Annotated in this window: 23 protein-coding genes; 3 read left to right on the forward strand and 20 right to left on the reverse strand. The window is 35.1% G+C overall.

The window, feature by feature from the left end; genetic code table 11:
* Nucleotides 1-10 precede the first annotated feature (10 nt).
* From ACQUQZ_RS10160 to ACQUQZ_RS10205, 10 genes are all read right to left on the reverse strand, one after another.
* Nucleotides 11-769 (reverse strand): crotonase/enoyl-CoA hydratase family protein, encoded by a 759-nt coding sequence (locus tag ACQUQZ_RS10160; protein WP_435354806.1) that lies wholly within the window; start codon nt 767-769, stop codon nt 11-13.
* Nucleotides 770-908: 139 nt separating this feature from the next.
* Nucleotides 909-2018, reverse strand: a complete 1110-nt coding sequence (locus ACQUQZ_RS10165; protein WP_435354807.1) for a 5-methyltetrahydropteroyltriglutamate--homocysteine S-methyltransferase — start codon at nt 2016-2018, stop codon at nt 909-911.
* 114 nt (nt 2019-2132) lie between these two features.
* Entirely contained in the window at nt 2133-3446 is a 1314-nt protein-coding gene (locus ACQUQZ_RS10170; protein ID WP_435354808.1) for a spinster family MFS transporter, read from the reverse strand.
* Nucleotides 3447-3690: 244 nt separating this feature from the next.
* Nucleotides 3691-4068: a hypothetical protein gene (locus ACQUQZ_RS10175; protein ID WP_435354809.1), complete on the reverse strand. Its 378-nt coding sequence runs from the start codon at nt 4066-4068 to the stop codon at nt 3691-3693.
* Nucleotides 4069-4134: 66 nt separating this feature from the next.
* Nucleotides 4135-6228 carry a beta-galactosidase gene (locus ACQUQZ_RS10180; protein WP_435354810.1) on the reverse strand — a complete coding sequence of 698 codons (2094 nt, stop codon included), beginning with the start codon at nt 6226-6228 and terminating at the stop codon, nt 4135-4137.
* A 100-nt stretch (nt 6229-6328) separates the two neighbouring features.
* Nucleotides 6329-6826, reverse strand: a complete 498-nt coding sequence (locus ACQUQZ_RS10185; RefSeq protein ID WP_435354811.1) for a nuclear transport factor 2 family protein — start codon at nt 6824-6826, stop codon at nt 6329-6331.
* Between the two features lie 19 nt (nt 6827-6845).
* The gene (locus ACQUQZ_RS10190) at nt 6846-10622 is read right to left on the reverse strand and encodes a ThuA domain-containing protein (protein WP_435354812.1); all 3777 of its coding nucleotides are present in this window, start codon (nt 10620-10622) and stop codon (nt 6846-6848) included.
* Between the two features lie 33 nt (nt 10623-10655).
* Complete coding sequence (locus ACQUQZ_RS10195) at nt 10656-11864, reverse strand: MFS transporter (protein ID WP_435354813.1); 1209 nt, start codon at nt 11862-11864, stop codon at nt 10656-10658.
* A gap of 48 nt (nt 11865-11912) precedes the next feature.
* Entirely contained in the window at nt 11913-12671 is a 759-nt protein-coding gene (locus ACQUQZ_RS10200; RefSeq protein WP_435354815.1) for an SDR family NAD(P)-dependent oxidoreductase, read from the reverse strand.
* Between the two features lie 26 nt (nt 12672-12697).
* Complete coding sequence (locus tag ACQUQZ_RS10205) at nt 12698-13558, reverse strand: ThuA domain-containing protein (protein WP_435354817.1); 861 nt, start codon at nt 13556-13558, stop codon at nt 12698-12700.
* 181 nt (nt 13559-13739) lie between these two features.
* Here ACQUQZ_RS10205 and ACQUQZ_RS10210 point away from each other — a divergent pair, with 181 nt between their 5' ends.
* A complete protein-coding gene (locus ACQUQZ_RS10210; RefSeq protein ID WP_435354819.1) occupies nt 13740-14465 on the forward strand; it encodes an NUDIX hydrolase in 726 nt (241 codons plus the stop codon).
* Nucleotides 14466-14570: 105 nt separating this feature from the next.
* Here ACQUQZ_RS10210 and ACQUQZ_RS10215 read toward each other — a convergent pair whose 3' ends face one another.
* From ACQUQZ_RS10215 to ACQUQZ_RS10240, 6 genes are all read right to left on the reverse strand, one after another.
* Nucleotides 14571-15641, reverse strand: a complete 1071-nt coding sequence (locus ACQUQZ_RS10215) for a ligand-binding sensor domain-containing protein (protein WP_435354821.1) — start codon at nt 15639-15641, stop codon at nt 14571-14573.
* 85 nt (nt 15642-15726) lie between these two features.
* Nucleotides 15727-16269: a hypothetical protein gene (locus ACQUQZ_RS10220; RefSeq protein ID WP_435354823.1), complete on the reverse strand. Its 543-nt coding sequence runs from the start codon at nt 16267-16269 to the stop codon at nt 15727-15729.
* A gap of 71 nt (nt 16270-16340) precedes the next feature.
* The gene (locus ACQUQZ_RS10225; RefSeq protein WP_435354824.1) at nt 16341-17450 is read right to left on the reverse strand and encodes a ligand-binding sensor domain-containing protein; all 1110 of its coding nucleotides are present in this window, start codon (nt 17448-17450) and stop codon (nt 16341-16343) included.
* Between the two features lie 39 nt (nt 17451-17489).
* Nucleotides 17490-18563 carry a ligand-binding sensor domain-containing protein gene (locus ACQUQZ_RS10230; RefSeq protein WP_435354826.1) on the reverse strand — a complete coding sequence of 358 codons (1074 nt, stop codon included), beginning with the start codon at nt 18561-18563 and terminating at the stop codon, nt 17490-17492.
* A gap of 51 nt (nt 18564-18614) precedes the next feature.
* Nucleotides 18615-19742, reverse strand: a complete 1128-nt coding sequence (locus tag ACQUQZ_RS10235; protein WP_435354828.1) for a ligand-binding sensor domain-containing protein — start codon at nt 19740-19742, stop codon at nt 18615-18617.
* On the reverse strand, nt 19739-20341 hold the full coding sequence (locus ACQUQZ_RS10240) for a YceI family protein (RefSeq protein ID WP_435354830.1): 603 nt from the start codon (nt 20339-20341) through the stop codon (nt 19739-19741). Before ACQUQZ_RS10240 ends, ACQUQZ_RS10235 begins: the two co-directional genes overlap by 4 nt.
* 132 nt (nt 20342-20473) lie before the next feature.
* Between ACQUQZ_RS10240 and ACQUQZ_RS10245 the strand changes: the two genes are divergently transcribed.
* A complete protein-coding gene (locus ACQUQZ_RS10245; RefSeq protein ID WP_435354832.1) occupies nt 20474-21325 on the forward strand; it encodes a winged helix-turn-helix domain-containing protein in 852 nt (283 codons plus the stop codon).
* A 7-nt stretch (nt 21326-21332) separates the two neighbouring features.
* Here ACQUQZ_RS10245 and ACQUQZ_RS10250 read toward each other — a convergent pair whose 3' ends face one another.
* Both ACQUQZ_RS10250 and ACQUQZ_RS10255 read right to left on the reverse strand, forming a co-directional pair.
* Nucleotides 21333-21641 carry a helix-turn-helix domain-containing protein gene (locus tag ACQUQZ_RS10250; protein ID WP_435354834.1) on the reverse strand — a complete coding sequence of 103 codons (309 nt, stop codon included), beginning with the start codon at nt 21639-21641 and terminating at the stop codon, nt 21333-21335.
* Nucleotides 21622-21969 carry a type II toxin-antitoxin system RelE/ParE family toxin gene (locus tag ACQUQZ_RS10255; RefSeq protein WP_435354835.1) on the reverse strand — a complete coding sequence of 116 codons (348 nt, stop codon included), beginning with the start codon at nt 21967-21969 and terminating at the stop codon, nt 21622-21624. The genes ACQUQZ_RS10250 and ACQUQZ_RS10255 overlap by 20 nt, the downstream gene beginning before the upstream one ends.
* A 263-nt stretch (nt 21970-22232) precedes the next feature.
* On the opposite strand from ACQUQZ_RS10255, the gene ACQUQZ_RS10260 reads away from it, so the two are divergent.
* Nucleotides 22233-24845: a TonB-dependent receptor domain-containing protein gene (locus ACQUQZ_RS10260; protein WP_435354837.1), complete on the forward strand. Its 2613-nt coding sequence runs from the start codon at nt 22233-22235 to the stop codon at nt 24843-24845.
* Nucleotides 24846-25064: 219 nt separating this feature from the next.
* On the opposite strand, the gene ACQUQZ_RS10265 is transcribed toward ACQUQZ_RS10260, so the two are convergent.
* Both ACQUQZ_RS10265 and ACQUQZ_RS10270 read right to left on the reverse strand, forming a co-directional pair.
* A complete protein-coding gene (locus ACQUQZ_RS10265) occupies nt 25065-25949 on the reverse strand; it encodes an alpha/beta hydrolase (RefSeq protein ID WP_435354840.1) in 885 nt (294 codons plus the stop codon).
* Between the two features lie 49 nt (nt 25950-25998).
* Nucleotides 25999-26868, reverse strand: coding sequence for an alpha/beta hydrolase family esterase (locus ACQUQZ_RS10270; protein WP_435354842.1), 870 nt, complete (start codon nt 26866-26868; stop codon nt 25999-26001).
* Nucleotides 26869-26899: the final 31 nt, after the last annotated feature.

Here is a 26899-nt window from a genome sequence, read left to right on the forward strand (position 1 = left end):
TTTTGAAGTTCTATTCACCAACTTTTTTTGCTTTTCCTTCTAAAAATAGCTTCAATCTTTCTTTCGCTTCGGGGGTATTTTGTGCAATGGCAGCCGTTAATGATTCCATCAACATACCGTGGTCTTGATTTGCCTCCGAAATACGTGGCAAGATGTGCATCAAAGCATAATTGGTCATCCCAGTATTCGAGGCTACTTTTTGGGCTAATTCGATGCTTTTATCTAAACCTTCGCCTTCGCCAACTACATATTGAGAAAGTCCAATCATCATTCCTTCCTCGGCTTTATATACTCTTCCAGTGAGCATCATATCAGTTATTCGAGCCATACCAATGAGTTTCGATACTCTTACAGAAGCTCCTCCACCAACGAATATGCCTCTCTGCCCCTCAGGAAGAGCATAAAAAGTAGATTCTTCTGCTACCCTTATATGGCAAGCACTGGCCAATTCAAGTCCGCCACCAACAGTGGCTCCATGTAATAGAGCAATGACAGGCACACTACCGAATTGAATTTTATCTAATACTCGGTGCCACATTCTTGAATGATGAACACCTTCGATTGCATCTCGTTCGGTGAGTTCTGATAAATCAAGGCCAGCACTAAAATGCTTGCCTTCGCCATAAATTATAGCACAACCGATTCCTTTTGGAATGTTTGAAAATACATTTTCAATACTTAGAATTGTTGCATCATTCAAAGCATTCCTTTTTTCTGGACGATTCAACTTTACTAAAAGTATATTATCTCTTATTTCTGTTTGTAGCATTTTTATTTTAGCAATTAGTGTTTAGCTGTTAGCCATTAGCTTTTTTGTCAAATCTATTACTTTTATTTTTCTGGAAATAATTAAGGTTTTAACAAGTTTTTTTTGCTAAAAGCTAATTGCTAACAGCTAAAAGCAAAAATTATTTCCAGACCTCATTTGCAACATTTACGACCAATTCCAATTTTCTCCATTGGTCATCATGAGTTAGATTATTGCCATGAGAAGTACTCGAAAAACCACATTGAGGGCTCAAACACATATTGTCTAAAGGCATATATTTGGCTGCTTCATTGATACGAGTAGTCAATTCATTTGCCGTTTCTAAAGTTGCTACTTTTGACGAAACTATACCCAAAACAACAACTTTATTGTTAGGAACGAAACGAAGTGGGGCAAAATCTCCAGAACGCTCATCATCATATTCTAAGAAATAGGCATCTACATTTAGATCATTGAAAAGTACTTCGGCAACTGGCTCATAACCACCTTCGGCAAACCAAGTACTTCTATAATTTCCACGGCATAGATGAATGCCAATGGTTAAGTCATCAGGACGACCATCAATGACAGAATTGATCAATGCGGCATAAGTTCTTGGCAATTCATTGGGGTCTTCGCCTCTTTCTTGAGCAGCTTCACGCATTTTTGGGTCACATAAATATGCTAAATTCGTATCATCTAATTGAATATAACGACAACCATTCTGATATAAATGGTCTAACTCAATGCGATAAGCTTGGGATAAATCGTGAAAAAACTCATCCATATCAGGATAAGCTGAAATATCAATTGACTTGCGTCCACCACGGAAATGTGCCATTGTTGGCGAAGGAATCGACACTTTTGGTGTTTGGGTTGTAACTGATTTTAAATAGTTAAAATCAGCCACTTGAATATCTTTTCCGTGAGCGATTTTGCCTGTAACACTCAATTTTGGTGGAGTAAAACCATCTTCTGCAACTTTAGCATTAGGATTTGAAGCAATGCCACCTGTCACACTGATGCCATCTAATTGCTTTAAAAAATCTAAGTGGAAATAATCTCTACGAAATTCACCATCTGTGATTGATTGCATACCGATAGACTCCACTTTTTTAACAGTTTCGGCAATCGCTTTATCTTCGGCTGCACGGAGTTCTTCGGCAGAAATTTGCCCCAGTTTCCAACTGTTGCGAAGTGTTAATAATTCGGCTGGACGTAAGAGACTGCCTACATGGTCGGCACGGAAAGGAGGATTGATTTTTTTCATTTGATTTGGCTGCTTTAGTCTAATTTTTTTGAAAATATTTTCGTAATTATAAAAATAAAACCTATTTAACTTTTTAAACTAGTAAATGCTTGATTATAAGTGTTTTATATTGTTTTATGCTTCTTCACCGATTGCTTTTTGATAAGGTTTTAGACCATACCAAAATAGTGAAGTTGTAGCTACTCCACCAATGAGTATGAGTAAAACCAATGAGTTTTTGATGGCTTTTTCGTCTTGAAAAATATAGTCAGTAAATAAGGCAACTACCGTTGGTCCTAAGCCCAAACCTATCATATTTAGGATAAATAGAAATATTGCTGATGCCAAAGATCTCACTTGATTGGGCATAATTGCTTGAACGGCCGCACCCGCCGAACCGATATTGGCAGCTATGAAAAAACCTGGAAATGCTAAAGAAATAAGGAGTAAATAAGGATTTGTGATGAGCGGGATTAGAGATGAAGCTAAAATACAAATTCCACCAATAACACTTACCCTCAAACGACCGTCGCTGACACCATTTTTTACTAATTTATCAGCATACCAGCCACCCCATAAAACACCTAATACTGAACTAATCACTATGACCGAACCATATAATAGACCAGCTTCTTGTGGTTTCCACTCAAAAGTTCGAGCTATCATTGTTGGAACCCATGCGTTTAGTCCATAATTAACAAAGGCAAAAAAGGCAGTTCCAAAACTGATACTTAAAAAAGCCGCCTTATTCTTGAAAATAATAACCAAAGACTCATTTAGGCTTAGCTTTGTGGAATTATCAGATTTTATCAAAAGTCCTTTTCGAGTTGGTTCTTTTACAGTAAGTAGTAGGAGTGCGATAACAAAGCCAGGTAAACCAATGTAAATAAAGAGCATTTGCCAAGGGAAAATATCACCAAAAATGGGAAGATGTACCATTCCTGATTGTGGAAGATTTGCCACTAAACCTGCTCCGATTAGCAAAGCTATTCCCGAACCTAAGAAAATACCCAATGAAAAAACACTCATCGCAATTCCCAATTTGCTTTTTGGAAAATAATCGGCAATCATAGAATAGGCTGAAGGCGATAATGTTGCTTCGCCTACACCCACACCAATTCTTGCAAGAAAAAACTGAGAGTAATTTCGTATGCCCGCACATAATGCAGTCATAAAACTCCAAATAATAACACCGCCCATGATGATATTTCTACGACTGTAGCGGTCTGCCATTCGGCCGATAAACATGCCAAAAATCGTATAGAATATTCCAAAACTTAGCCCCATCAATAAGCTAATTTTGGTATCTGATAAATGAAAGTCTCTTTTAATAGGTTGTACTAAAAGTGCTAAAATTTGTCTGTCGAGGAAAGATGATATATTGGCAAGTGTCAATAAAAATACCACATACCAAGCATAACTCAGTTTAGTTTCAGAGGTGTTTGTCATTTTTGTTAGTCAAGGTTGAATTTATTTATCAGGATTCCTGATAAATATTTAACAAACATAAAAACTATTGACAATAAAAGCAAATGTTTTCTTGGATTTGTACAAAAACATAAAGTGGTAAAATTCAATTTATAGATTCTAATCTTTGTAAAAGTTTGGAAGAAGAAATTTTATTAGAGATTTTTAGATATTAGACAAAAAAAGAGCGACTAATTAGCCGCTCTTTCATAAAACTTTAAATTTTTCACTTATCTTTGATTCTTTTGGCCGTTGCATCAAACATATTCATCAATGAACCTTTCAGATTGTCGGCATCAACTTTCTTTAATTCAACAGAAAGATCATAACCTTGAGTTGAAAAGAATAATGTTAATTTTTCCGCTTCTTCTTCAACATTAGTAATTTCAATGGCATCAGAGCCATCAGCAGGCTTTAATTTGCCAGTCAACTTACCATCTTTACGCAACAATTCAGTTGTCATTTTGGCATCTCCATTTGGAGTTCCGATAAATGCCACTTCCCATTTTCCCGCAAAGAAATCTGAAGGCTTATCGGTTTGCGAAAAGCCCTTTACAGCTATTCCGAAAAATAATACAATAAGAATAATGCTCGCTTTTTTCATTGTTTTTGATTGTTTAATTTAAAATAATAGTAAGTTGTTTAACTCTTTTTTATTGTTTTTTTAAGATTATTTTTCTTCAATAATTTTTACTCCCCATGCTTCGATTTCAACAGAACTATTGGCTGAAATTGCTTGACTACTCAACAATTCACTCCCAGCTTTATAATTGTATTGAATCGTTTTTGGACTATCAGAATAATTGAAAAAATAGTGTAAGATTTTACCTTGATTATTGATGCCTGATTTTGTAATTAATGGGAATGATAGTTCTTGTGCTTTTCCCCACAAGTTCGATTTAACAAGAGCCTGTTTTAAAATTTGCTCTGTTAAAACCGGTGTTGTCATAAAACCAATGTAGGTTGCCAAACCATTTCCAAATTTGTTTTGAGTTACAGCTGCATATTTACCCCATTGAGGGTGATCATAATAAGCTAAAACTTCAGCGGTGGTAGGTGTAATTAATTCCATCCACGTGTGAATTTTATTATTAGCAACGCCAACTTTATAAGGGTCATTTTTTAGGCTCACTCCATTGGGGAAAGTGAATTGGCTGTATGAAATACCACAGGCTTCATTGATTAAGCCAGGTTGAATTGTCGTTCTAACTTTTACATTTTCATCTGAAAAACCACTTTTGAAAGTGTAAACGACGTGTCCACCATCTTTAACGAATTGGTTTAATTTATTCATCAAAGCATCAGATGCAGCGTAAAGTGCTGGTACAACAATCATTTTATATTTCCCAAATTCATTTTCTCCAAAACTAAAATTGGTACTTGGGTCAATCATATCAACACCCACATTCATTTTGTACAAAGCATCATAAATTGGTCGTAAAATGTCATTGTATTTTTCTCTTGCACCCCAACCAAAACTAAAAGCATTGAATGCTGATTGTGCTTCATTGCTAAATAAGAGAGCTACTTCGTTGTTTTTCTTCAAACCAATTAGTTTATCATTCAAACGATTGAAATCTTTGCCTATCGTTTGAGCTTCTAAATAGGTTGGATTTGGTTCAAAATCGTGACTAAGGAGGCCTTTCCAATAGGTTTCTGCAGAATTGTGAATAGAGTGCCAATGCCAGTAGCCAATCATTGATGCTCCCGAAGCTAAATGACTAAATGCTTGTAAACGTAATTGATTAGGAAAAGGTGTCCATTGCGGGAATCCTTGAGCTTCGGTTTCAATCAAAAAGTAGTTTTTTCCATTTTTCATTGAGCGAGCAATGTCTCCTCCCAATGAGATTTCAATACCTGTTAAATTTTCCTGAGTAGGATGATAAATATCAATGCCTGCTACATCCAATGGCTTTGCAGCGGCAAAATGATCAACATCCGTTTGAATTCCGTAAGAAAAACCTCGCCAATCTAAGTCAAAATTTTGAGTTACAAATTGTGTAGGTTTGGCATATTCCTTAACGATTTTTGTTTGCCAAGCTAAATAATCAGTTACTAAACCTCTTTGAAATTTCTCAAATTCAGCCTTTAAACTTGCATTAATTGTTCCATTGACTGACGGGAAATCTGCCCAATTATTAATGCGATTACTCCAATAATCTAAACCAAATGCTTTATTGATATTATCTAAAGTCTTATATTTTGTTTTCATATATTGTACAAAAGCTTTTTGTACATTTTCACCCGATGTTTGATAAGACTTGGTTTCATTATCAACTTGATAACCGATAATGGCAGGATGGTTTTTGACATGCTCCATGATTTTACGAATGACACGCTCGGCATGAAATCGGAAGTTAACATTCGTAATATCCATGTTTTGGCGAGCCCCATATTGTCGTTGGCCTTGTGGAGTTGTAACTAAAATCGCAGGGTATTTTTTTACCAACCAAGTTGGAACTGCGTAGGTGGGTGTACCAATGATTACTTTAATGCCAGCTTTGTGCATGGCATCTAGCCCCCTGTCAATGTGATGAAAATCAAAAACATTATCTTGAGGCTCAACTGTACTCCAGGTAGATTCTGCAATTCTAACGAAATTTATTCCTGACTCTTTCATCATAGCCACGTCTTTTTCAAGCCGTTCATAAGGCATATATTCATCATAATAAGCTACTCCAAAAAGAAGTTTTTCTTGCTTATATTGAGCAAAAAGTGAGGATTTTAATGCAAGAATTAAAACTATTGAAGTAATCAGTCTCATCTCAAATTTTTATTAATTTTTTAATCATTTTGAATAGCAATAAAGTTTCAATATTGAAACTTTATTGCTATTTATTTAATCATTCCGAAAATGAACTTTATCAATTCATTTTCATTTTTTCAGCACTATCCCAGTGTTCTGCAATTTTCCCATTTTCGATTCTAAACATATCAAACCAAGTGGTTGTGTACGTTTTAGTAGCATCATTGGGGTCTTTTAATTCTCTTACAAAACTTAGAACTACAAGGTCGCCCTCGGCAACAATCGAGACTAATTGTCCTTTGATTGAATCGGCGATTGCAACTGGCTTGGTGAATTTTGAAAAGAATTCTACCACTGCTTTTCTTCCAGTAGCTGCATTTGGGTTATGTTGCATATAACTTTCTGCAAAATACTTTTCTGCTACCTCCATGTGGCCTGCTTCTAAAAATTCTCGCCACATATCATAAACAAGCTTTTTGTTTTGAGCCAATTTTTTGTCATTACTTTTCAAAAGTTGAGCTTGAGATGCAAGAGGCTTTACAGGAAGTTGACCAAATGCGTTGCTCATAGAAAAATAGCACATACTTAAAATAAGACCTACAATTATTGATTTCATAGTTTATTTTTTTAAGAAATTACTTAACTCTACTACCTTTTACATCAAACATTCCCATTAATCTGCCTTTGAAATTATCGGCATCTTCTTTGGCTAATTCCATATTTATACTCATACCATTGGCCGAAAAGAAAACTTTGATTTTATTAGCATCAATCTCCTCGATTTTGTCTAAATCTTGGCTTCCACCCATTTTCTCCGAAACCATTTTGCCTGTTAGTTTGCCTCCTATGCGTTCAATAATAAAATCAATTGCTACATCTCCACCTGGAGTTCCAATCATTTTAGCATTCCATTTTCCTGCGAAGAAGTCACCTGTAGCATCTGCTTTTGGTTCAGCAATGACAGTACCCTCATTCACAAGTTTAAATTCAAGTCCCATCACAACCATCAGTGAGCCTTCTGCTTTTGTGTTGACAAAAACTGCATAAACATCTTGCAATTTATCAGTCGCTACTCCAGTTAGATTGATTGGCACACTGACCATTTTAGGATTAAAGTCCATTTTGTCAGATGCTTCTAAGAATTGAGATTCGCCTAATAATTGACCTTTTGGACTACCTAAGTGTAATTCAATTTTTCCACCTACGGCATTCAGTTGCGGTTTTGGAGCGGTTGCCATCACAATCAATTCTTTTAGTCCTGACAAATCAATTTGTTTCATTGCCATAAAAGAACCCGATTTTGCAGGAATAGCTAAATTTCTACCGCTGAAAGCCATTTTGTTAATGTCAACGTATTCATCAAATCCATGTGGGTCAATTTTCGAGTTTCTCAATACGAAACTCTGCTCTGATTTTAAAGAAGGTAAGCCATTTGCACCCTGATCTTCATAAGCTGCACGCACAATATATACGCCTTTTCCTTTATCTGCTGAAGGAATTTTAGCGGTAAACATACCTTTTGTTGGTAAACCTTTTTCTTTTGGTTTTTCGTTGGCAATATTCAAAATGTATTTTACCATTTCAGAAGCATCAGCTGTAGAAAGTTGTGGGTGACCCGCCATCGCTGTTTCTCCCCAAACGCCACTTCCACCAGCAATGATTTTCTTTGTAAGGTTTTCTAAAGCTTTGCTATCGCCTTTATATTTATTAGAAACATCACGATAAGCTGGCCCGATAGATTTCTTTTCTTTGCTATGACAAGCCATACAGTCACTACCCTCAATGAGTTTTTTGCCAGTAGCATAAGCAGCACTTGCATCTGCCGAACGGTGTCCCATCGCAATCATATTTTTATCGAAACCTTCAGCTAAATAATCAATATTTACAGCTACATTTTCAGCAGTAATGCCTTTGTCAAGTTCTCCATCCTCCTTATCTTTTACTTTGATTTCGTAAGGGAAAGATTTATTAGCAACGTAGAAAGTTTTATTACTCGTTGGCATTTCCAAACTCAGCATTGGAGGCTCATTACCCGCTGTAACTTCCATTGATTGTGTATTGATGCCACCTTTCCCATCATTTACAGTAAGTGTAACTTTGTAAGTTCCTATTTTACTAAGCGTCAAATTCGCATCTGGCGTAGCAATTACTTTATTGAAACCTTCTTTTGAAGTAATTTTCCAAGTATAAGTTAATAAATCACCATCTGCATCATTTGTTCCTTTTGATGTTAATTTCAAGTTGAAAGGCACTGAGCCACCCATTTGGTTAGCTGCCATCATCAGTTGTGGTTTACGATTGCCACCATTGTATTCAATACGAATCAAACGTGCATCGTCGTTGGCTGTGAACCAACCACTACCATATTCAAGCATATATAAATCACCATTGTCTGCAAATTCCATATCCATTGGATTGCTGAATTTGTAGCTTGGCATAAAACGCTCCATCGAAACATAGTTGCCTTCTTTATCCATTGTTACGGCCATTATCCAACCACGCATCCATTCGTATTCTAAGAATTTTCCATTATAATATTTTGGGAAGGCTCTCGTAGCAGTTTTAAAGTCTTCTGAATAGAAAACTGGCCCTGCCATTGCATTTCTACCACCGCTTCCAACTAAAGGAAACTCTTTCGATTCACCATAAGGATACCATACAAAAGCTTTTTGAGCAGGTGGTAATACTTTCAAACCAGTATTATTTGGCGAAGTATTGGTTGGGGCATTTACATCCCATAATTCTAAAGATTTATTATTAACAAAATCAAATTTATGATAAGCTTTATTATCTCCTACAAAATGTGGCCAACCGAAATTGCCAGCTTTGCGAGCTTGTCCAACTTCATCATGTCCAGCTGGGCCACGAGTTGAGTCTGGCTTTGAAGCATCAGGTCCAACTTCTCCCCAATAAACATAACCAGTTTTTTTATCAACTGAAATACGGAATGGATTACGGTGTCCCATTGTATAAATTTCAGGACGAGTACCTGCCATACCTTTTGGAAAAAGGTTTCCTTCAGGAATGGTATAGCTACCATCAGCTTGAGGCTTGATTCTGATGATTTTTCCACGTAAATCATTGGTATTTGCAGAAGATTTTTGAGCATCCCATGATTCACGACCTGGACGTTCATCACTTGGACTATAGCCATTTGAACCATGAGGATTGGTATTATCACCTGTTGATAAATACAAATTTCCTGTTTTATCCCACGCAATTGAGCCACCTGTATGACAACATTCTTCACGTTGTGTTGCTACTCTTAGCATTTCTTTTTCAGATTCTAAAAGTATTTCATCGCCTTTCATAGTGAATCTTGAAAGTTGATTGTAAGAACCTTTAGTAGAAGAATAATATAAGTAAATCCACTGATTTTGTGCAAAATTAGGGTCTTTGTTCAAGCCCAATAGCCCATCTTCGGCTACTGATTCTTTGCCTTCTTTGTTAACATATTTCAAACTTACAGGAAGTTTGGCAATTGTTTTAAGGGTCTTTGTTTTTACATTATACAATCTAATATCACCTTTACGTTGGATGAAAAGCACACGGTCTTTGTCTAAAAGTGAAAGTTCCATTGGTTCATCCAATTTCTCTTCCAAAACTACTTTCGTAAAACGATTTTCTTCTGGTTTTGATTTTGAGAAATCCAGTGGTTTTGGAGCATCGCCTCCTGCAGTATATTTGATACCTGCATAAAGATGATTTAAGAAAAGTGGTTCAACAAAAGTTTCATCAGTATGGCCCATTGCTGTGTAGAACGAACGCCCACCTTCAAACTCTTGAAACCAACTAATTGGGTGGTTATCGCCATTGTGCCCTCCGATATAGCTTTTTTCATCAATTTTCAATACTACGTTGATTTTTGAAGAAATGTCTTTAAAGCTATAATATTCATCTGTGCGTTCAAAAGAATCTGGCATTCCTACAGTGAACTCATTTTTTTGTGTCACAAAAAAACGTCCTTTTTGTACATTACTTGGTGTACTTGGGTGGTCAAGAAACCAAGCTCCAGCCAGTTTATTGTACCAAGGCCATTCATATTCAGTATCAGTTGCTGCATGGATTCCAACATAACCGCCACCCGCTTGAATATATCGCTCAAATGAAGTTTGCTGTTCATTGTTCAAAATATCGCCAGTAGTATTCAAAAAGATAACAGTGTTATATTTTTTTAAATTTAACTCAGTAAACTGACTTGCATCTTCTGTAAAACTTACACCAAAACCTTTGTCTTTTGACATTTTGCTAAGTGCAGTTTTTCCCGCTTCGATAGACTGGTGTCTAAATGCTGCTGTTTTGCTGAAGACCAATACATTAATTTTAGTCTGAGCAAACAATGAATTGACAAATAATAGCATAAATGCAATCTTAGATAGCATTTTTATGCTTATTGTACGCTTTTGTTTCATGAAATTGAATTTATAATAAACGTTAATTAAATTTTATTCTTCCGTATAATTCAAATCTTTATGGAAAGTCTCTTCAAGATTACTTAGACCCCAATAGGCAAGTATAATTGCCACTACACCTACTACCATTGCCGAATAAACAGTACCGATATATGGATTAAGAAAGCCAAATAACAAGGTTTGTGGAATTACGGTAGCTCTGAGAATATTCAATGAGGAGGTAGTTACTGTTGCTCTTATGTTTGTACCATACTGTTCGGCTGCAAGAGTCAATAAAACGATTGAATAGCCTACACAAAAGCCAAGAAATAGTAAAAGTCCGTAATAAAGTGTAAGTGATTGATTTCCAATAGCAAAGAATACAATTGCTCCAAGTGCATAAAGCGATAAATACAATCGAATGGCTTTTTTACGACTTTGTAGATATTGGCTGACAAAACCACCTGTCAAATCACCAAAAGTGAGACCGATAAAATAATAAGTAAAAACAGCCGAAACAGATGGTAGTGGATTCATGCCCCATGCCTTAGCAATTTCGGGAGTGAAAGTCATCACGACGCCATTGACGTACCAAACAGGAAAACCTAATACGCAAATACTGATATACTTAATGATGTAAGCTTTATTTTTGAATAACAACCTCAAATTGCCTTTATTCGTAGTTTTTTCTTTCATCTGATTGAAAAGACCCGATTCAAGTACACCTAATCTTAAAATCAATAATGCAAAACCTAAACCTCCACCTAATTGATAGGTAAATTGCCAAGAATATTTTCCTCCAATATACGCTCCAACAATAGCTCCAAGCATACCACTTCCACCGATAATCGCAGGGCCAATACCTCGGTATTTTTGTGGCATTTGCTCTGTTACGAGCGTAATTGCAGCACCTAATTCTCCAGCCAAACCAACTCCTGCCAAGAATCTTAACAATAAATAGATTTCAAAATTTGGAGCATAAGCATTTGCAAATGTTGCTGAAGAGTAAAGAATAATTGATCCAAAAAGTACCGATAATCTTCCAAGTTTATCACCAATAATTCCCCAAATAAATCCACCAATCAACATTCCAACCATTTGGACATTAATCAAAGAAACACCTTTTGAGAGTAATTCGGCTTCTGGAACCCCCAATTCTAAAAGGCTTTTTGAGCGTACGATACTCAAAATGATAATATCATATAAATCAACAAAAAAGCCTAAAGCGGAGGCAATTATGGCAAGCCAAATATGTTTTTTCATTTGGAATTTGGGAATTGGGATTTCGGAATTATTTTAATTACATATCAATTAGTTTCTTAAACTCGGTAAACCCACTCCAGCGGCATCAAAACCTCCATCAGCTGCAATAATTTGTCCGTTGATATAACTTGCCTGAGGGCTACATAAGAAATATACCATATTAGCTATTTCTTCGGTAGTACCGTAGCGAGCCAACGGAATAGCATCAGCATAAGAGGTACGTATATCGGCACTATGTACCAACTTTGCCATTTCGGTTTCTACGGGTCCTGGAGCAACTGCATTGGCACGTACACCTTTATTGCCATATTCCACCGCTTGCTGCTTGGTAAGGTGCATAATTGCAGCTTTGCTTGTGCCATAAGCAATTCGTAAAGTGCTTGCTCGAACGCCAGAAATACTGGCAATGTTTACGATGCTACCTTGTCCAGCAACCAAAGCTGGTAAACACGCTTGGCTACAAAGAAATGTGCCATTCAAATTGCTTCCCATCACAGCACTCCAATCTTCAAATGTCACTTCTTCGGCTGGTTTGAAAATAGCTATTCCTGCGTTATTTACGAGTGCATGAATGGCAGGGAATTGTGTTGTAATTTTATCAAAAGTGCTTTTAACTTGCTTTGGATTGGACACATCACAAAGGAAATACGCATATCTTTTCGCACCTTTCAATTGATTTTTGCATTGTTGTAGTGTTTCTTTATCTCTATCAATAATGACGACTTGATATTTTTCAGCGTGAAAACGTTTGGCAATTTCAAAACCTATTCCTCGTGCTGCACCCGTAATTATGGCTACTTTATTCATTTTTTTTATTTTCAGAAAATGCGTTTTTATTTATTATTTGTCCATTTAATGGCATTTTCAATGAGTTTTAAGAAGTTTTGGTCTTTCCAAACTGTTTCGTCGTGTCCCATTGAGGTATAAAAAGTTTTACCTTTGCCAATTTTTTTATTCCAAGCCACTGGGTGGTCTTTTCCCATACCAAAGTTTTTATTACTTGCCAAAAACGGTACATCACCATTCGGGATGATACTTTCACCATTGATCGTATATAGAATATTGAAGTCTTTTTTGCGAGGGTTTTCAAAAAACACATACCATTCGTCAGTATGATTCCACGGCTGAGAAATTTGTGCTGTGATTGTGCTATCGGCTTTTGGGTCTAATAAAACATCAGCTTTTTGGAATTGAGGTTTGATAGGATGATGTGAGAACTCAGCTCCAAGCAAATTCTTGACATACCAATCCCAATGATGTGAATTATCACCTGCTCCATGAATACCTATCAAACTACCACCATTTTCTACATATTGTTCTAAAGCTTTTTGTTGTTCATCATTCAAGACTCTGCCAGTCGAATTATTGAAAATTACGGTACTAAATTTTGCTAATTGTTCAGTGTTAAATACACCCCCTTCTTCAGTTTCGTATAGAAACCAATTGTTTTTCTTGGCTAAATCAGCAATGATTGGTTTTGAAGCTTCAATTGAGCCACTGTGTCTAAAACCAGTTGCTTTTGAAAACAATAAAATTGCAGGTTGGTTGGCAGGAAAATTAATTTTTGGAGCATTGGTTTCATACGAAACAGGGAAACCATTCTTTACTTTGTAAATAAAACCTGCTATTAAAACACCTAATAAAATCACAATAGTCAATACTGACCAAAGAATAATTTTGATGATTTTTTTCATTTTTAAGATAGTGATTGGTAGGAAGAAACGAATTTTTGAAACAAAAGTAAAAATAATTTAATTTATTGTCTAATTTTTAGACAATAAATTTTAATTTTATTTTATATTTGAATAATTATATTTTATGAACGGCATTTATGCAGGATTAGCCGTAACTTTGTAATTTAATAAACTCATCAACATGAAATTATTTGACGGAGAGAAATACATACATCAGCTTTCGATAGACTGTGTAATTTTTGGTTATAAAGAAAAAGAATTAAAAGTATTAATTCCGAAAATAAGGATGTCAAAAGATTTGTGGGCATTACCTGGTGGTTTTATTAGGCAAAATGAAAGTATTGATGAAGCTGCTCAGAGGATTTTACAAGAAAGAACAAATTTGAAAAATATCTATTTGGAACAATTTAGGGTTTTTGGACAGACTGAACGAACTAATAAAGAGGTTTTTGAAGAATTCAACTCGCTAAAAGAGGCATTGATCGAACAACATCCATTTACAGAAACAGACATTGATTGGCTTACCCAGAGATTTATCTCGATAGGATATTATGCCTTGGTTGATATTAATAAGGTTAATCCTAAAAAGGGAGATTTTGATGAATCAATCAGTTGGTATAATATAAAGGATTTGCCGCAAATGATTATGGATCATAATAATATGGTAATTTATGCATTAGAAACGCTACGTCAAAACATAGACCATAAACTCATAGGCTTCAATTTGCTACCTGAAACTTTTACTATGAAAGAAGTACAAGAACTTTATGAGGCAGTTTATGATAAACCGTTTGCCAGAAATAACTTTCAGAAGAAAATCTTAGATTTGGATGTTTTAGAACGACTCGAAAAGAAATTTACTGGTGCAGCAAATAAGGCACCGTATTTATATAGGTTTAAAAAGTAATAAAGAAATTTGACTTAATAGCTGTTGCTTTTATTAAGTTGTGTGGATTAATTAAATGTAGTTCGCTATTACATTACTAAATAATAGAAATTATTAATTACACTATCACCATGGGCCATTTTTCTTAACCTGATAAAATCTAATGCCGTTGAACCGATAAAGACCTTGCCCAGCACCCCACCACATATTTCCAGATTTATCTTGAAACATACTTTGTACACAACAATTCAATCCATCGACAGGTGTAAATACAGTAAACGCTTTTGGATTTGGTAGGGGAATGGACGGGTCAAATCTTGTAGTACTGCCTCGTGCTGTAATCCAAATAATTCCCGAATCTTCAATGATTATTCCCCAAAATTCGGTGCCGCCTAAGCCATCTTTGGAGGTATATTGTGTAAAAGTTTTACCGTCATATTTACAAATACCATTTTTCATTGTAAACCACATATTGCCAGCTTTATCTTGAGCTAAACCACCCGCGTAGTTTTCGCCTAAATTTTCTGTTTCATTGAAATTGACAAGGCTTTTTTCTCCTTCTGCAAGATTATAACGAAAGACACCTCTATCTGACGAAGCAAACCAAATGTTTCCATTTCTGTCTTCCATAATGCCCGCAATGTTTATCGTACCTAATTCTTTAAATAATGAAAGACTCTTTCTGCCCTCATTATCTGCCACAGGGTCATAGCGGTAAACTCCTCCGTGCGTACCCACCCAAATATTACCTGATTTATCAACAAGAATGCCTTTGCGAGTGATATCTACATGGTTTAGACCATCTTTTTGATTATAATTTTTGAAGGTTTTTCCATCATATTTATAAATGCCTTGATCAGTTCCAAACCACATATTCCCATTTTTATCCTCGTTGATAGCATAGACAGTTTGATTATAAAAGCCATCGGGGTTGGAATAATAAGTTAGGTTCGTTACATTGTACTTTACTACACCATCGCCTATTGTGCCAAACCATAAATTATCTTTAGAATCCTGAAAAATATTTCGGATATATTGACTAACTAAGGTAGTGTCAAAATCAGGAGCTAAAGCTGCTGGCTTAAAGCTTCTGATTACTTTCGGAATTGGTTTCGAGGCATTTGATTTGATTTGTCCATTGCAGGAAGTACAAAAAATAACCACCAAGAGCAACATATAAACCTGTATGTATTTCATCATTTTTATTTTAAAAATTTATTACTGATCCTATTTACTTTTAAAGTTCCTTCTGATCAAAAAGTATATTTGTGAATTTATTTCATTAGCAACCACCTTTGCGAGGTGCTCGTTTATAAATCATTTTACTATCTCGTTCTACATAGTCTCCCGATACTATTGGATAGGTGTATTTGGGTGCGTAAGATACACCACGACTTCTAATAACTATTTTGTCGTTGACTTTCAGGTTATGCAATTGCTGAAATTCATTTTCGTTTTCCAGCCCAAAACTAAGAATATAATCGTCATCATTCATTCTGACCATCACTCCGAAACCTAATCTTGAGCCTTCAGGAAGTGAAAGAGAGGTTACAACAGCCTCCATATTGGTAGAATCTCTAATGGACTTACTTATTTTAGCAGCACCAGCAAGCACTTTTTTACCCGCAGGAGATGCTTCCCATTGTTTGAACATCATACCATCAAGAGTAGCTTCCCATTGTTTCCTTCCTGCTTTCATTTCAGCAGCAGAGAGCGGCTTTGCGATTGGCTTTTTAGGAGTTTCATTTTTAATTTCACGATTTGCAAATACCAGTCCGCCTACCACAACTAGCGGTAAAATCAGCGTATAAATGACTTTTTTCATGTTTTTTGTATGTTTAAATTAATAATCTTGAAATATGCTTTTCATAATTTTGTGTTTTTTCTTCGTGTACCCTATTCCGAAAAATTGGTAAAAGATTTTTCGTCATATTTGTACAAACCCATGCCTATGCTGCTAAACCAAATATTACCTGATTTATCTTCTAAAATAGGAAACATATTACTGGTAGGAAGACCATCTTTTTCGGTAAGGATTTTGTGCTTTGTACCATCGTAAAAACCCAGCCCATTATTTTCATCGAACCAAATATTGCCTGATTTATCTTTTAAAATATTACCTTGATAACCTTGTTTTCTCATAAAAACATTTTTTGAGAAGGCTTTTCCACCGACTTTGAGCAAGGCCGAAGGCTCGTAGCGACACACACCGTTGAAGGAAGATGCAAACAAAAGATTGCCTGATCTATCTTCTATTATTTTATTGACTCGTCTAATATCGTTGTAAGGAATAATATTAGTCAAGGTTTTTCCATCGTAACGAGAAATGCCTTCGTTCATGCAAGCACCAAACCAAATTTTGCCTGATTTATCTTCTAAGATTGAAAATATGGCTTTTAGTTTCAATGTGTCTTTGTTGATAATATTACTATCATCTAAAAAACGAGTAAAATATATACTGCCCCCTCCGAGCATAGTCGAAGGGTTGTAACAATACACTCCTTCATCAGTTCCAAGCCAAATTGTGCCTTTTTTATCTTGCATCATACTCCACACGCCATTCAGAAGTGATGAATTATTACCTCTGTTGACGATAATTGGTATTTGAGTAAATGCTTTTCCACCTGCACTGGGCGGTGTCGTAGGGACATAACGATTGAGCCCAGTTTTTGTACCGACCCAAATGTTACCAGTTTTGTCTTCTAAAATCGAATATACAATGTTATTATCCAGTCCATCTTTTGTTGTAAAATGAGTGAAAGTTTTTCCATCGTAGCGATAAACACCCTCACCATTGCTACCAAACCAAATATTGCCTGCTTTATCTTGCATGCCCGTGCCAATGGCAGCATCTTTATAGATGCCTTGAGGTTTTATGATTTTGGCTGATTTAATAGCATTTGTTACTACTTGATTATCGGTTTTGTTTTGTCCATCGCAGGACATTACACCTATGATTAATAATAGGAATAAGTAGATTTGAGATTGTAAGTAATGCTTTTTCATTTATTTTGTGTATTTTATGTTGTTTTTTGACTTAATTTTTTATTTTTCTACAAACATTGTAAAGGTCTTTCCATTGAATTGGCAAATACCATCACTATCTGTTCCAAACCATAGTTCACCATTTTTGTCTTTATAAATAGTATTGATGGCATTACTCGTTAATCCGTCTTTTATGGAATAATTTGTTAAGTTTTTTCCGTCGTATTTCCAAACACCAGCGTCCACTGTTCCTATCCAAAGGTTTCCATTATTATCTTCGTTTATTGCATAAATACGAGCCAAAGTGCCAGAAACTGATTTTCCAGAAATCCTAAATTCTTTATTGCTCAATCCTTTTTCTTCTGTAAAATTGATGAGTGATTTTCCATCATAGCGAAACAAGCCAGCACCATTATTTCCGAACCAAATATTACCTTTACTGTCTTCAAATAAACCAAGTACCGCTGGGCCACTCAAACCTTTTTCAGTAAACCAAGTAAAGGTTTTGCCATCGTAGCGACATACGCCTTGTGCTTGTGTGCCAAACCAAATATTTCCTTTTTTGTCTTTTAAAATACTATAAACTGCATAACGACTGAGATTATAAGGTGAACTTTGTGAATTTTTAGAATTATTTAATGGTAAATAAATAAGCGATTTACCATTATAACGATAAACTCCACTGCCTGCATAAAACCATAAGTCGTTCGGCTCAATTCTCCATTCGTTATCAGGATAGGTGCTTAATTGCAAATTTTCTTTATTTGTCAATGTTGTGAAAGATTTTCCATCGAAGCGACTGACACTAAAAAGACCAGTTCCGAACCAAATATTACCGAATTTATCTTCTTGAATGCTTTGTACTTGATTATTTGATAGACCGTCTTTCTCAGTAAACTGAATCAAAGTTTTTCCACCTGCTTTGAGCGATGCCGAAGGATCATAACGATATACCCCAACGCCATTTGTACCAAACCAATAGTTGCCTTTTTTGTCTTGGAAAATACTGCGTATGTTTTTATCAATTTTGGATATTGTTTGCCCATTGAAAATACTAATATTGTAATCTGATTTGTTTTGTCCGTGGCAGTAAATACAAAAAATGAACTGAACGATAAAAATTACTTTTTTCATGCTTATCTCTTAAAGATTAATTTGTGTGTTTGTTCGTTTTAGATTTGTATTTTACATGTCCAAAAAACTGGTAAAGGTCTTTCCATTGAATTTGAATATACCTTCCCCATCTGTTCCAAACCATAGTTCTCCCTTGCGATCTTTATAAATAGTCATAATTGAGTTGCTCGGAATGCCATCTTTAGTTGTATAATTTGTTACTTTTTCCCCGTCATATCGCCAAACTCCTGCACTAAATGTTGCCATCCATAATTCACCATTATTATCTTCTGTCATTGATGATGAACTCACCGCCACATTTTCTTTTTGGCCTTTCATATTACCAATTCCTTTTTCCTTTCTATAGTCAATCAGATTTTTTCCATCGTAACGAAAAATGCCTACTCTACTATTTCCGAACCAAAAAATGCCATTTTTATCTTCATAAATTGAGCGAACAGGCCCACCTCCAGCATCTAAATCATTCTCATGATCACCCAAGTTTTTTTCGTTAATCCAAGTAAAAGACTTTCCATCATAATGGCATACACCCAAACTTTGAGTGCCGAACCAAGGAGTTCCTTTGCTATCTTTAAAAATCGCATAAACTTGATAAACACTATTACTGTGGCTGGGAGGATATTTTGCCTCAAGAATATCACCAGCTTTGGTTTTTGGAAACTCCAAAAAATGCAATGTTTTACCATCGTATCGATAAACTCCCAAACCAGCTTGAAACCATAAATCATCAGGTTCAGATTTCCAATTATTCTTTGCATCAATAAAGTTTTCAATTTGAAAATTTTCTTTTTTACTTGGCGTAGTAAAAGTTTGTCCATCAAAGCGGCTTACTCCTCCGCCAGTATTAAACCAGATATTGCCTGCTTTATCTTCTTGAATTGTGCGAACTTGATTATCAGCTAATCCATCTTTATCAGTAAATTGGATCAAGTTTTTTCCATCAAACCGATAAACGCCTTGTCCGCTACTTCCAAACCAATAATTACCTTTTTTATCTTGAAAAATACTCCATATTCGCTTCCCAATTTCTGTTACGGTGTCGCCCTTTGCTATATTTTTATCAATAAAAGCGTTGGTTGAAATTTGTGATGTGTTTTGTCCATTGCAGGAAATGAAAAGCACACAAATCCCAAAAACTGAAATCTTTAACTTTTGTAAGAATGTTATGGCATTTTTCATGGTTGTTTTTCAAAAATTAAATCAAGCGTTAGCTTAATTTCGTTGGCAATGGCAGCTTCTTTGGCAAAACCAAATAAACTTGGTGAATCATACGTAATTCCCCATAACTGTCGGTTTATAAAAAAAATTGCCTTTACTTTTATGTTATTTCCTTCAAAAATAATCTCTGCTGGAAACTGTATTTTGTTGGCAATTCCTTTTATCATCAATGTGCCATTTACCATATATTGATTTGGCTGAACAATACTTGCTTTTGCTTGCTCTATTGTAAAGTACGCCTTTGGGAACTTACTGACCGAAAAGAAATCATTTGACTTCAAGTGTTCATCCAAACCGTTATCTTTGTCCTTATCTTTTGCCTTTTCATCAATACTTTTGATGGTATTCATGTCTATTTCAAAATTTCCTTTCATTATCTGGTTTGTAGCTGACACCAAAATTAAACCCGAACTTACTTTCACGAATCCATCATGTCCATTACCGCCAAGCGAAGAATTTCCTAACCACTTTAACTGATTTTTGGTTGTTGAAATAGAATATTTTGTTTGAGAAAAAACAGTTAACGAACTGAACAAAAATAGAATTACGTATCTTTTCATTTAATTATTTGGTTTTGATGCTACAAACCTATTCAAATAAGAATACTTAAAAGTAAATCAAATGTAAAATAATGTAAATCGTTTGTGAAACGTTATAATCATTTAGTTTTTTGAGGTAAATTGCACCTGAAAATGGAAAAGAAACAATACATATTATTAACCTTAGTTACCGTTTTGTGCGGATTTTCGGCATGGACTTTTTCTGGAAAGAATGACAACTTTTCAGAAAAACATACTGAAATAATTCTGCGAGACATTGGGCATCAGCTACTTTTGCATGCCCATGATTCAACATCAAGGGTTTTGCCTGTGAAAAAGACGGGAGAAAACAGTTATGAGATTTCTTTTCAAAGTTCATTTACCTTCGTGACAGACTCAATGGTGGCTATCATTGATAAGCATTTGAAAAAAAATAATTTTCAAAAAGACTACATGGTCAATGTTTTAAATTGCCAGTCGAGAACGGTTATATTTGGTTATGAGATAAGTACAAAAACAAACAGTGTGCAACCATGTTTGGGCAGAACGCAAGAAAAAGCTTGTTACATTATTCAAATAGATTTTTTAGGTGCTCATGAAAGTAACTATTTTTGGTTTTTGACTTTCCCTTTATTTTTGTTTATATTTTATTTTATCAGAAATAATTCTACAAAAAAAACGATTTTGGATAGTCCGCCAGAGCAAGATGCTATTCAATTGGGAAAATTTACTTTTCTACCAACAAAGAGTCAGCTAAAAATTAAAAGCGAACAAATTGAGCTTTCAAAACATGAAAACAAATTACTGTTTTTGCTGAATGAACAACGCAATCAAGTAGTTGAACGAGAACATTTAATACAAGAAATTTGGGAAAAAGATGGTGTAATTGTCACCAGTAGAAGTTTGGATGTACTTGTTTCTAAGTTACGCAAAAAATTAAGTGAAGATACAACTATTCAAATAATGAATAGTCATAGTAAAGGGTATAAGTTGGTGTGTGAATGAAATAATATCATAACTTTATTGATAGATTTAAGTGTCCACCAAGCCCAATCTCAACAATTTTTCTAAGTGTTGAAATTCTTATGTCTTTAATGTTGTTCTCTACTCTTGAAATATAACCTTTGTTTGTACCACATTTTTCAGCAAGTTCTTCTTGAGTCATTCCTTTATTCAAGCGAGCTTGTTGTAGTAAAACTCCTAATTTAAACTCTTCATAGCCTTCATCAAAAGCATTACGCTTTTCTTCGCCTTTTTTGCCGTATTGTTCGTCAATGAACTGGTCAAGAGATTTAAGGTCTTTATTGTTTGTAGTTTTCATATTCTTCTTTTATTGTGAGTGCCTTTTCAATTTCTTTCCTTGGTGTTTTCTGTGTTTTTTTCTGAAATCCATTCGCCAATACAACAAGTTTCCCCTCGTCAAAAAAACAGAATATTCGAAAAATATCGTTGCCAGTTTGAACTCTTATTTCATATAATCCGTCAGTTCCTTCTATATGTTTGAGGTAATCAGCCGGAACTTGTTGCAAAGTTTCTATAACTTTAAAAGTCCACAAAATTTTATCTTTTACCTTTTGTTTCTGTTTATTAAAAAAGTCGGTAAAATAGTCTTTGTATAAGTGGATATTTCTAAATTTGATTTCTTCCATACTCCACAAAGTTATTAATTGTTGTCCAATAATACAACTTTTGTTGAAATTTAGTATATAAATAAGAGCATAGACATGAAATTAACTATATCACTAACCTTTATTTTATTTATTCTACGGCATTTTGATTATTCCCGATCACAGTCTTTTTGCCACCCACCCAAATTTTTCACCCATTTATCATAAATCACATTCTTGGAATAATTATAATTACGAATATTGTCTAAGAAAAAGACAATATTAATTTTTTAATTCCAACAATGATGAAAAAGTTTCTCCTTTTAATACTTCTTATCGCTTGTTCGTTTAGCTCTTTTAGCCAAATGCCAGGTATGAGTGCCCAACAAGCCAATATCGGACATGTGTATGGCAAAATAGTTGATAGTCTTGGCAAGCCTTTAGAATTTATATCGGTAGTTTTATTGACCAATAAACCCGACCCTGCAACTAAACAAAACAAAGAGGTTTTGTTTAAAGGTGTAGTTACGAAAGCCAATGGCGAATTTAGTTTTGAAGAACTACCAATTTTTGGTAAACACAAACTCAAAATTTCTGCTATTGGGTATAAAACCATCGAAATGCCTGTGGCTTTTCAATTGATGATGAATGGTAAGCCAAATCCAAAGGCTGAAAGTGCCCCGGCCGAGCAAATGAAAATGCTTAAAAATCTATTAGGCGGTGTTGATAAAGACTTGGGAAATATCAAGTTTCACGAAGATACGCAAATTTTGCAAGGGGTGACTGTTACAGCTACAAAGGCTCTTTTTGAATCAGATATTGATAAAAAAGTTTTCAATGTCGAGAAAAACATCGTAACAGCAGGTGGAACGGCAGTTGATATTATGAAGAATGTGCCTTCGGTACAGGTGGATATTGATGGAAATGTAAAACTTCGCAATGCTTCCCCACAAATATTTATTGATGGTCGTCCAACAACGCTTTCTCTCGACCAAATCCCTGCTGATGCCATCGAAAAAGTGGAGGTAATTACCAATCCTTCGGCAAAATATGATGCTTCGGGTGGAAATGCGGGTATTTTGAACTTAGTTTTGAAGAAAAATAAAAAAACGGGTTATAATGGTATGGTAAACGCTGGTGCTGATAGATTGGGTGGTGGCAATGTGATGGCAAATTTTAACGTACGTCAAAATAAAATTAACCTTTCGGCAATGGCGATGACCAACCAAATGAGAAGTCAGACAATAGGGGAGAGCAACCGTTTCAGCGATGTCGATGGCATTAAATCTACAATTGGACAAGATGTGGCAAGTAAAATGAAAGGCGGATTTTTGTTTACGAGATTAGGCTTAGATTATTTTATAACAAATCGTACTACACTTTCAGCAGCGGGAATTATTGGACAAGGGAAATTCAAACCAAGTGAAAATATTGATATCAATACTTTCAGAAATGGAATCAAGACTTATAGTAACCGTATTTCAAACAGTGATCGAGATTTCAGAATGAGAGGGATGCAATTAGGTTTGAAGCATAATTTTACAAAATCAGGTGAAGAATTGACCGCCGATTTGAATTACTTTGGTGGTAAAAATGATGGTTCGGGCTTATTCACTACTAATTATTATGGTGATGCAAACAAAATTTATGGTTCACAAATTCAGAAAAACTTATCGAATGGCAAAAATGATTTCTTAACAATTCAGACCGATTATGTAAGACCGTTTGGTAATAAAGGTTCACTCGAAATTGGTGCGAGAGTTCAAATCAATAATCTTAGAAATATTAACGAAAACTCAATCAAGGCCTTAGGGGCAACAGATTTCAAAACAATTAGCTCGGCAACGACTAATTATCAATCAAGAAATGATGTATATGCTGCCTACGTTTCTGTGGCGGGAGCTTATAAAAAAGTGTTTTCATACAAGGTTGGTTTGCGAGCTGAAAGTTCAAAATATGATGGTAAATTATTGAATACGAATGAGGATTTTAATAATAAATTCCCTATTAGCCTTTTTCCTTCAATATTTTTAAGCAAAGATTTGCCAAAAAATCAACAAGTACAAATGAGTTTGACTCGCAGAATCAACCGTCCAAATTTCTTCCAATTGATTCCATTTGTTGATTATACTGATAGTTTGAATATCACCAAAGGAAATGCAAATTTAGTTCCTGAGTTTACTTATTCATCAGAGATTTCTTATACCAAATCTAAAGGTGTAAATACTTTTATAGGTTCGGCCTATTATAAATACACAGATAATTTGATAACAAGATTTTTAGGTCAGGAAACCAATCAAATCAGTGGTAAAACCGATTTGATAAACACTTTTATCAATGCCAATTCAAGCAATAATTATGGATTTGAATTAACGGGAATTACAAAACCCAAAAAATGGTGGGATTTGACAGCCAATGTGAATTTTTATAATTCAAGAATCAATGTTTCCAATCTTGAAATTGCCTCGACACCCGCACTTTGGAGTATGTTTGGTAAGTTGAATAACAATTTTAAATTGCCAAAGAAATTTACGATTCAACTTTCAGCTGATTATCAAAGCAAAACCAACTTGCCAATCAATACAGGTGGACAAAGTTTTGGCCCGCCGAGTCAAGTACAAAGTGCTTCACAAGGATACATCAAGCCTTTTTATAGCGTAGATATTGCAGTGAAAAAGACATTCTTGAAAGATGCCGCTTCATTGACATTGAGTGTAAATGATATTTTTAGAAGCCGTTATTCAGTACAATATTCTGAAGGAGTTGGATTTACGCAATCTTATTCGAGATTGACAAATCCCCAAATGGTTCGTTTGAATTTCTCTTACCGTTTTGGTAAAATGGATATGTCATTATTCAAACGTCAAAACATGAAAAGCCAACAAGAGGGTATGCAGAATGGCATGCAAATGCAGTAATATTTTTAAGCAAACTTACTATACAATTTGTGTAGTAAGTTTGCTTAATTTTGTTTTTATCTAAATAATAAAGGAGCGATATAAGCTAAATTTTTTCGCCACAATAAAAATGTATGCCCTCCTTCGATTTCTACGTAATTGTATTTGATGCCATTTTTATCAAACATTTACATCATTGCTTTATTATTTTTATAGGCCAAAGGGTAACCTTTTTCAATCCTAATGCACATTCAAATAACCTTGCTGTTTCATCCAATCACCAAAACGCTCAATCCAAGTATCGGTAGGAATATTTTGTTTTCGCATGCCAAAACCGTGTCCACCTTTCAAATAAGCGTGTAACTCAACTGATTTTTTTGCTGCCAACCAGTCGGTATAAATCTGAACACTGTGCGGAGCAAAGCCCAAGTTGTCATCAGTAGCAACCACAACAAAGGCAGGTGGAGCATCTTTAGGGACAGTTTTATTATCTAAGGCTCCCAAATAAGCATAAATAGGTGCAACGAAATCAGGTCTGTTTTCAGGTGTATAATTGTAAGTTACACCCATTGTGACAGTTCCTCCTGCCGAAAAGCCCATTAATCCAATTTGATTGGTCAAAATATTGTACTCTTTTGCATGAGTACGGACATATTCAATCGCTTTTTTACCATCAGCAATGGCCAAAGGGACAATCGGAGCATTTTCGGCATCCAATTTTTTGAAATCGCCCATTTTTCCAATTAATTCTTTTACAGGGTCTTCAGTTTCGCTTTTTACAACTCGATATTTTAAAACAAAAGCCGCTACACCTTTGGCATTGAGCCATTTGGCAACGTCAATACCTTCACTATCAATCGAAAGGGTATGAAAAGCACCACCTGGAGCAATAACTATGGCTGTACCAGTTGCTAATTCTGGCTTCGGTAAATAAACGGTGAGGGTTGGTTCAGAAACATTGTATATGACTTTGGTATTGAACATATTTTTACTACTCTCTTTCTCTGACCATGTCCAGTTTTCTGAGCCAGGAGCTTTGCCTTCGTAGAGGCGTATGACTTGTTGAGCATTGGAAATCATGCAAATTCCCAAAACTAAGATTGACAAAAGGGTTGTTTTTTTCATAGGTTTGAATAGTAATAGGTTATTTTTAGATGGAATTAATGAGATTGGTTCATTTACCCATTTGTCTTTTAAAAAAAGCCCAAGATTCAAGATAGACATTGATGTCATTGGGATAATCGTGTTTGCCACCGATTACTTTTAAAAGCGTCACTTCTGGTTTTCTTTTCTTTTTGAAGGTATAGCGTTCAATTGTTTTTCCATCAGCAGGGTCATTGTCGGGAAGCAATTCTTTTTTCGGTTCTCCATTGTAGCCTGCTAAAGAAGACCAATATTGAAAAGTACGAGCCGTAGAGCGGACATATCCTAAGTTGATATTATTGCTCAATTTTACTTCTCCACCTTCATAAGGATTGGTCATATCTGCCGTGCCGTTGATAATCATTACTGGTAAAGCCATTCGTTTTTCAGCACAATCAATGTTATTTGTATCGGGTAAATTGGCAATGATGGCAGTAATTGCTTTGAATTTTTCAGGCATGGTAAGAGCCAATTTATAAGCCATGTGTCCACCACCAGAAGTGCCAATCGCAAAAACTTGTTTTTCATTGATTTGAAAATTCTTTTTGAAATAATCAAGCATTCCACCGAAAAAAGCATTTTCATTGATATTTTCTAAGTTTGCTGCTGAATTAGCCGTTTTTCGACATTCGTTCCAAAACTTTTTATAACCGTCAGGATAAACCAATAAGATGTTTTCGGACGGAGCTAAATCTTCTAATTTTTTAGCCCCACCTCTAATTTGTAAACCATTTCCACCAGAACCGTGTAAGACAAAAATGAGTATTGGATTTTCTTTGACTGGTCTGATAAAATGGAATGTGCGATAGTGGCCTTCAATTAAAAGAGAATCATTGACAATTTGACTTTGAGCAGAAAAAACTAACAAAAAAGAGAAACAAAAGTAAATGTATTTAAGCATGATAGAGGAGGGTTAGATAAAAAATAATGAG

This window comes from Emticicia sp. SJ17W-69, from assembly GCF_051209875.1.
Taxonomy (GTDB): domain Bacteria; phylum Bacteroidota; class Bacteroidia; order Cytophagales; family Spirosomataceae; genus Emticicia.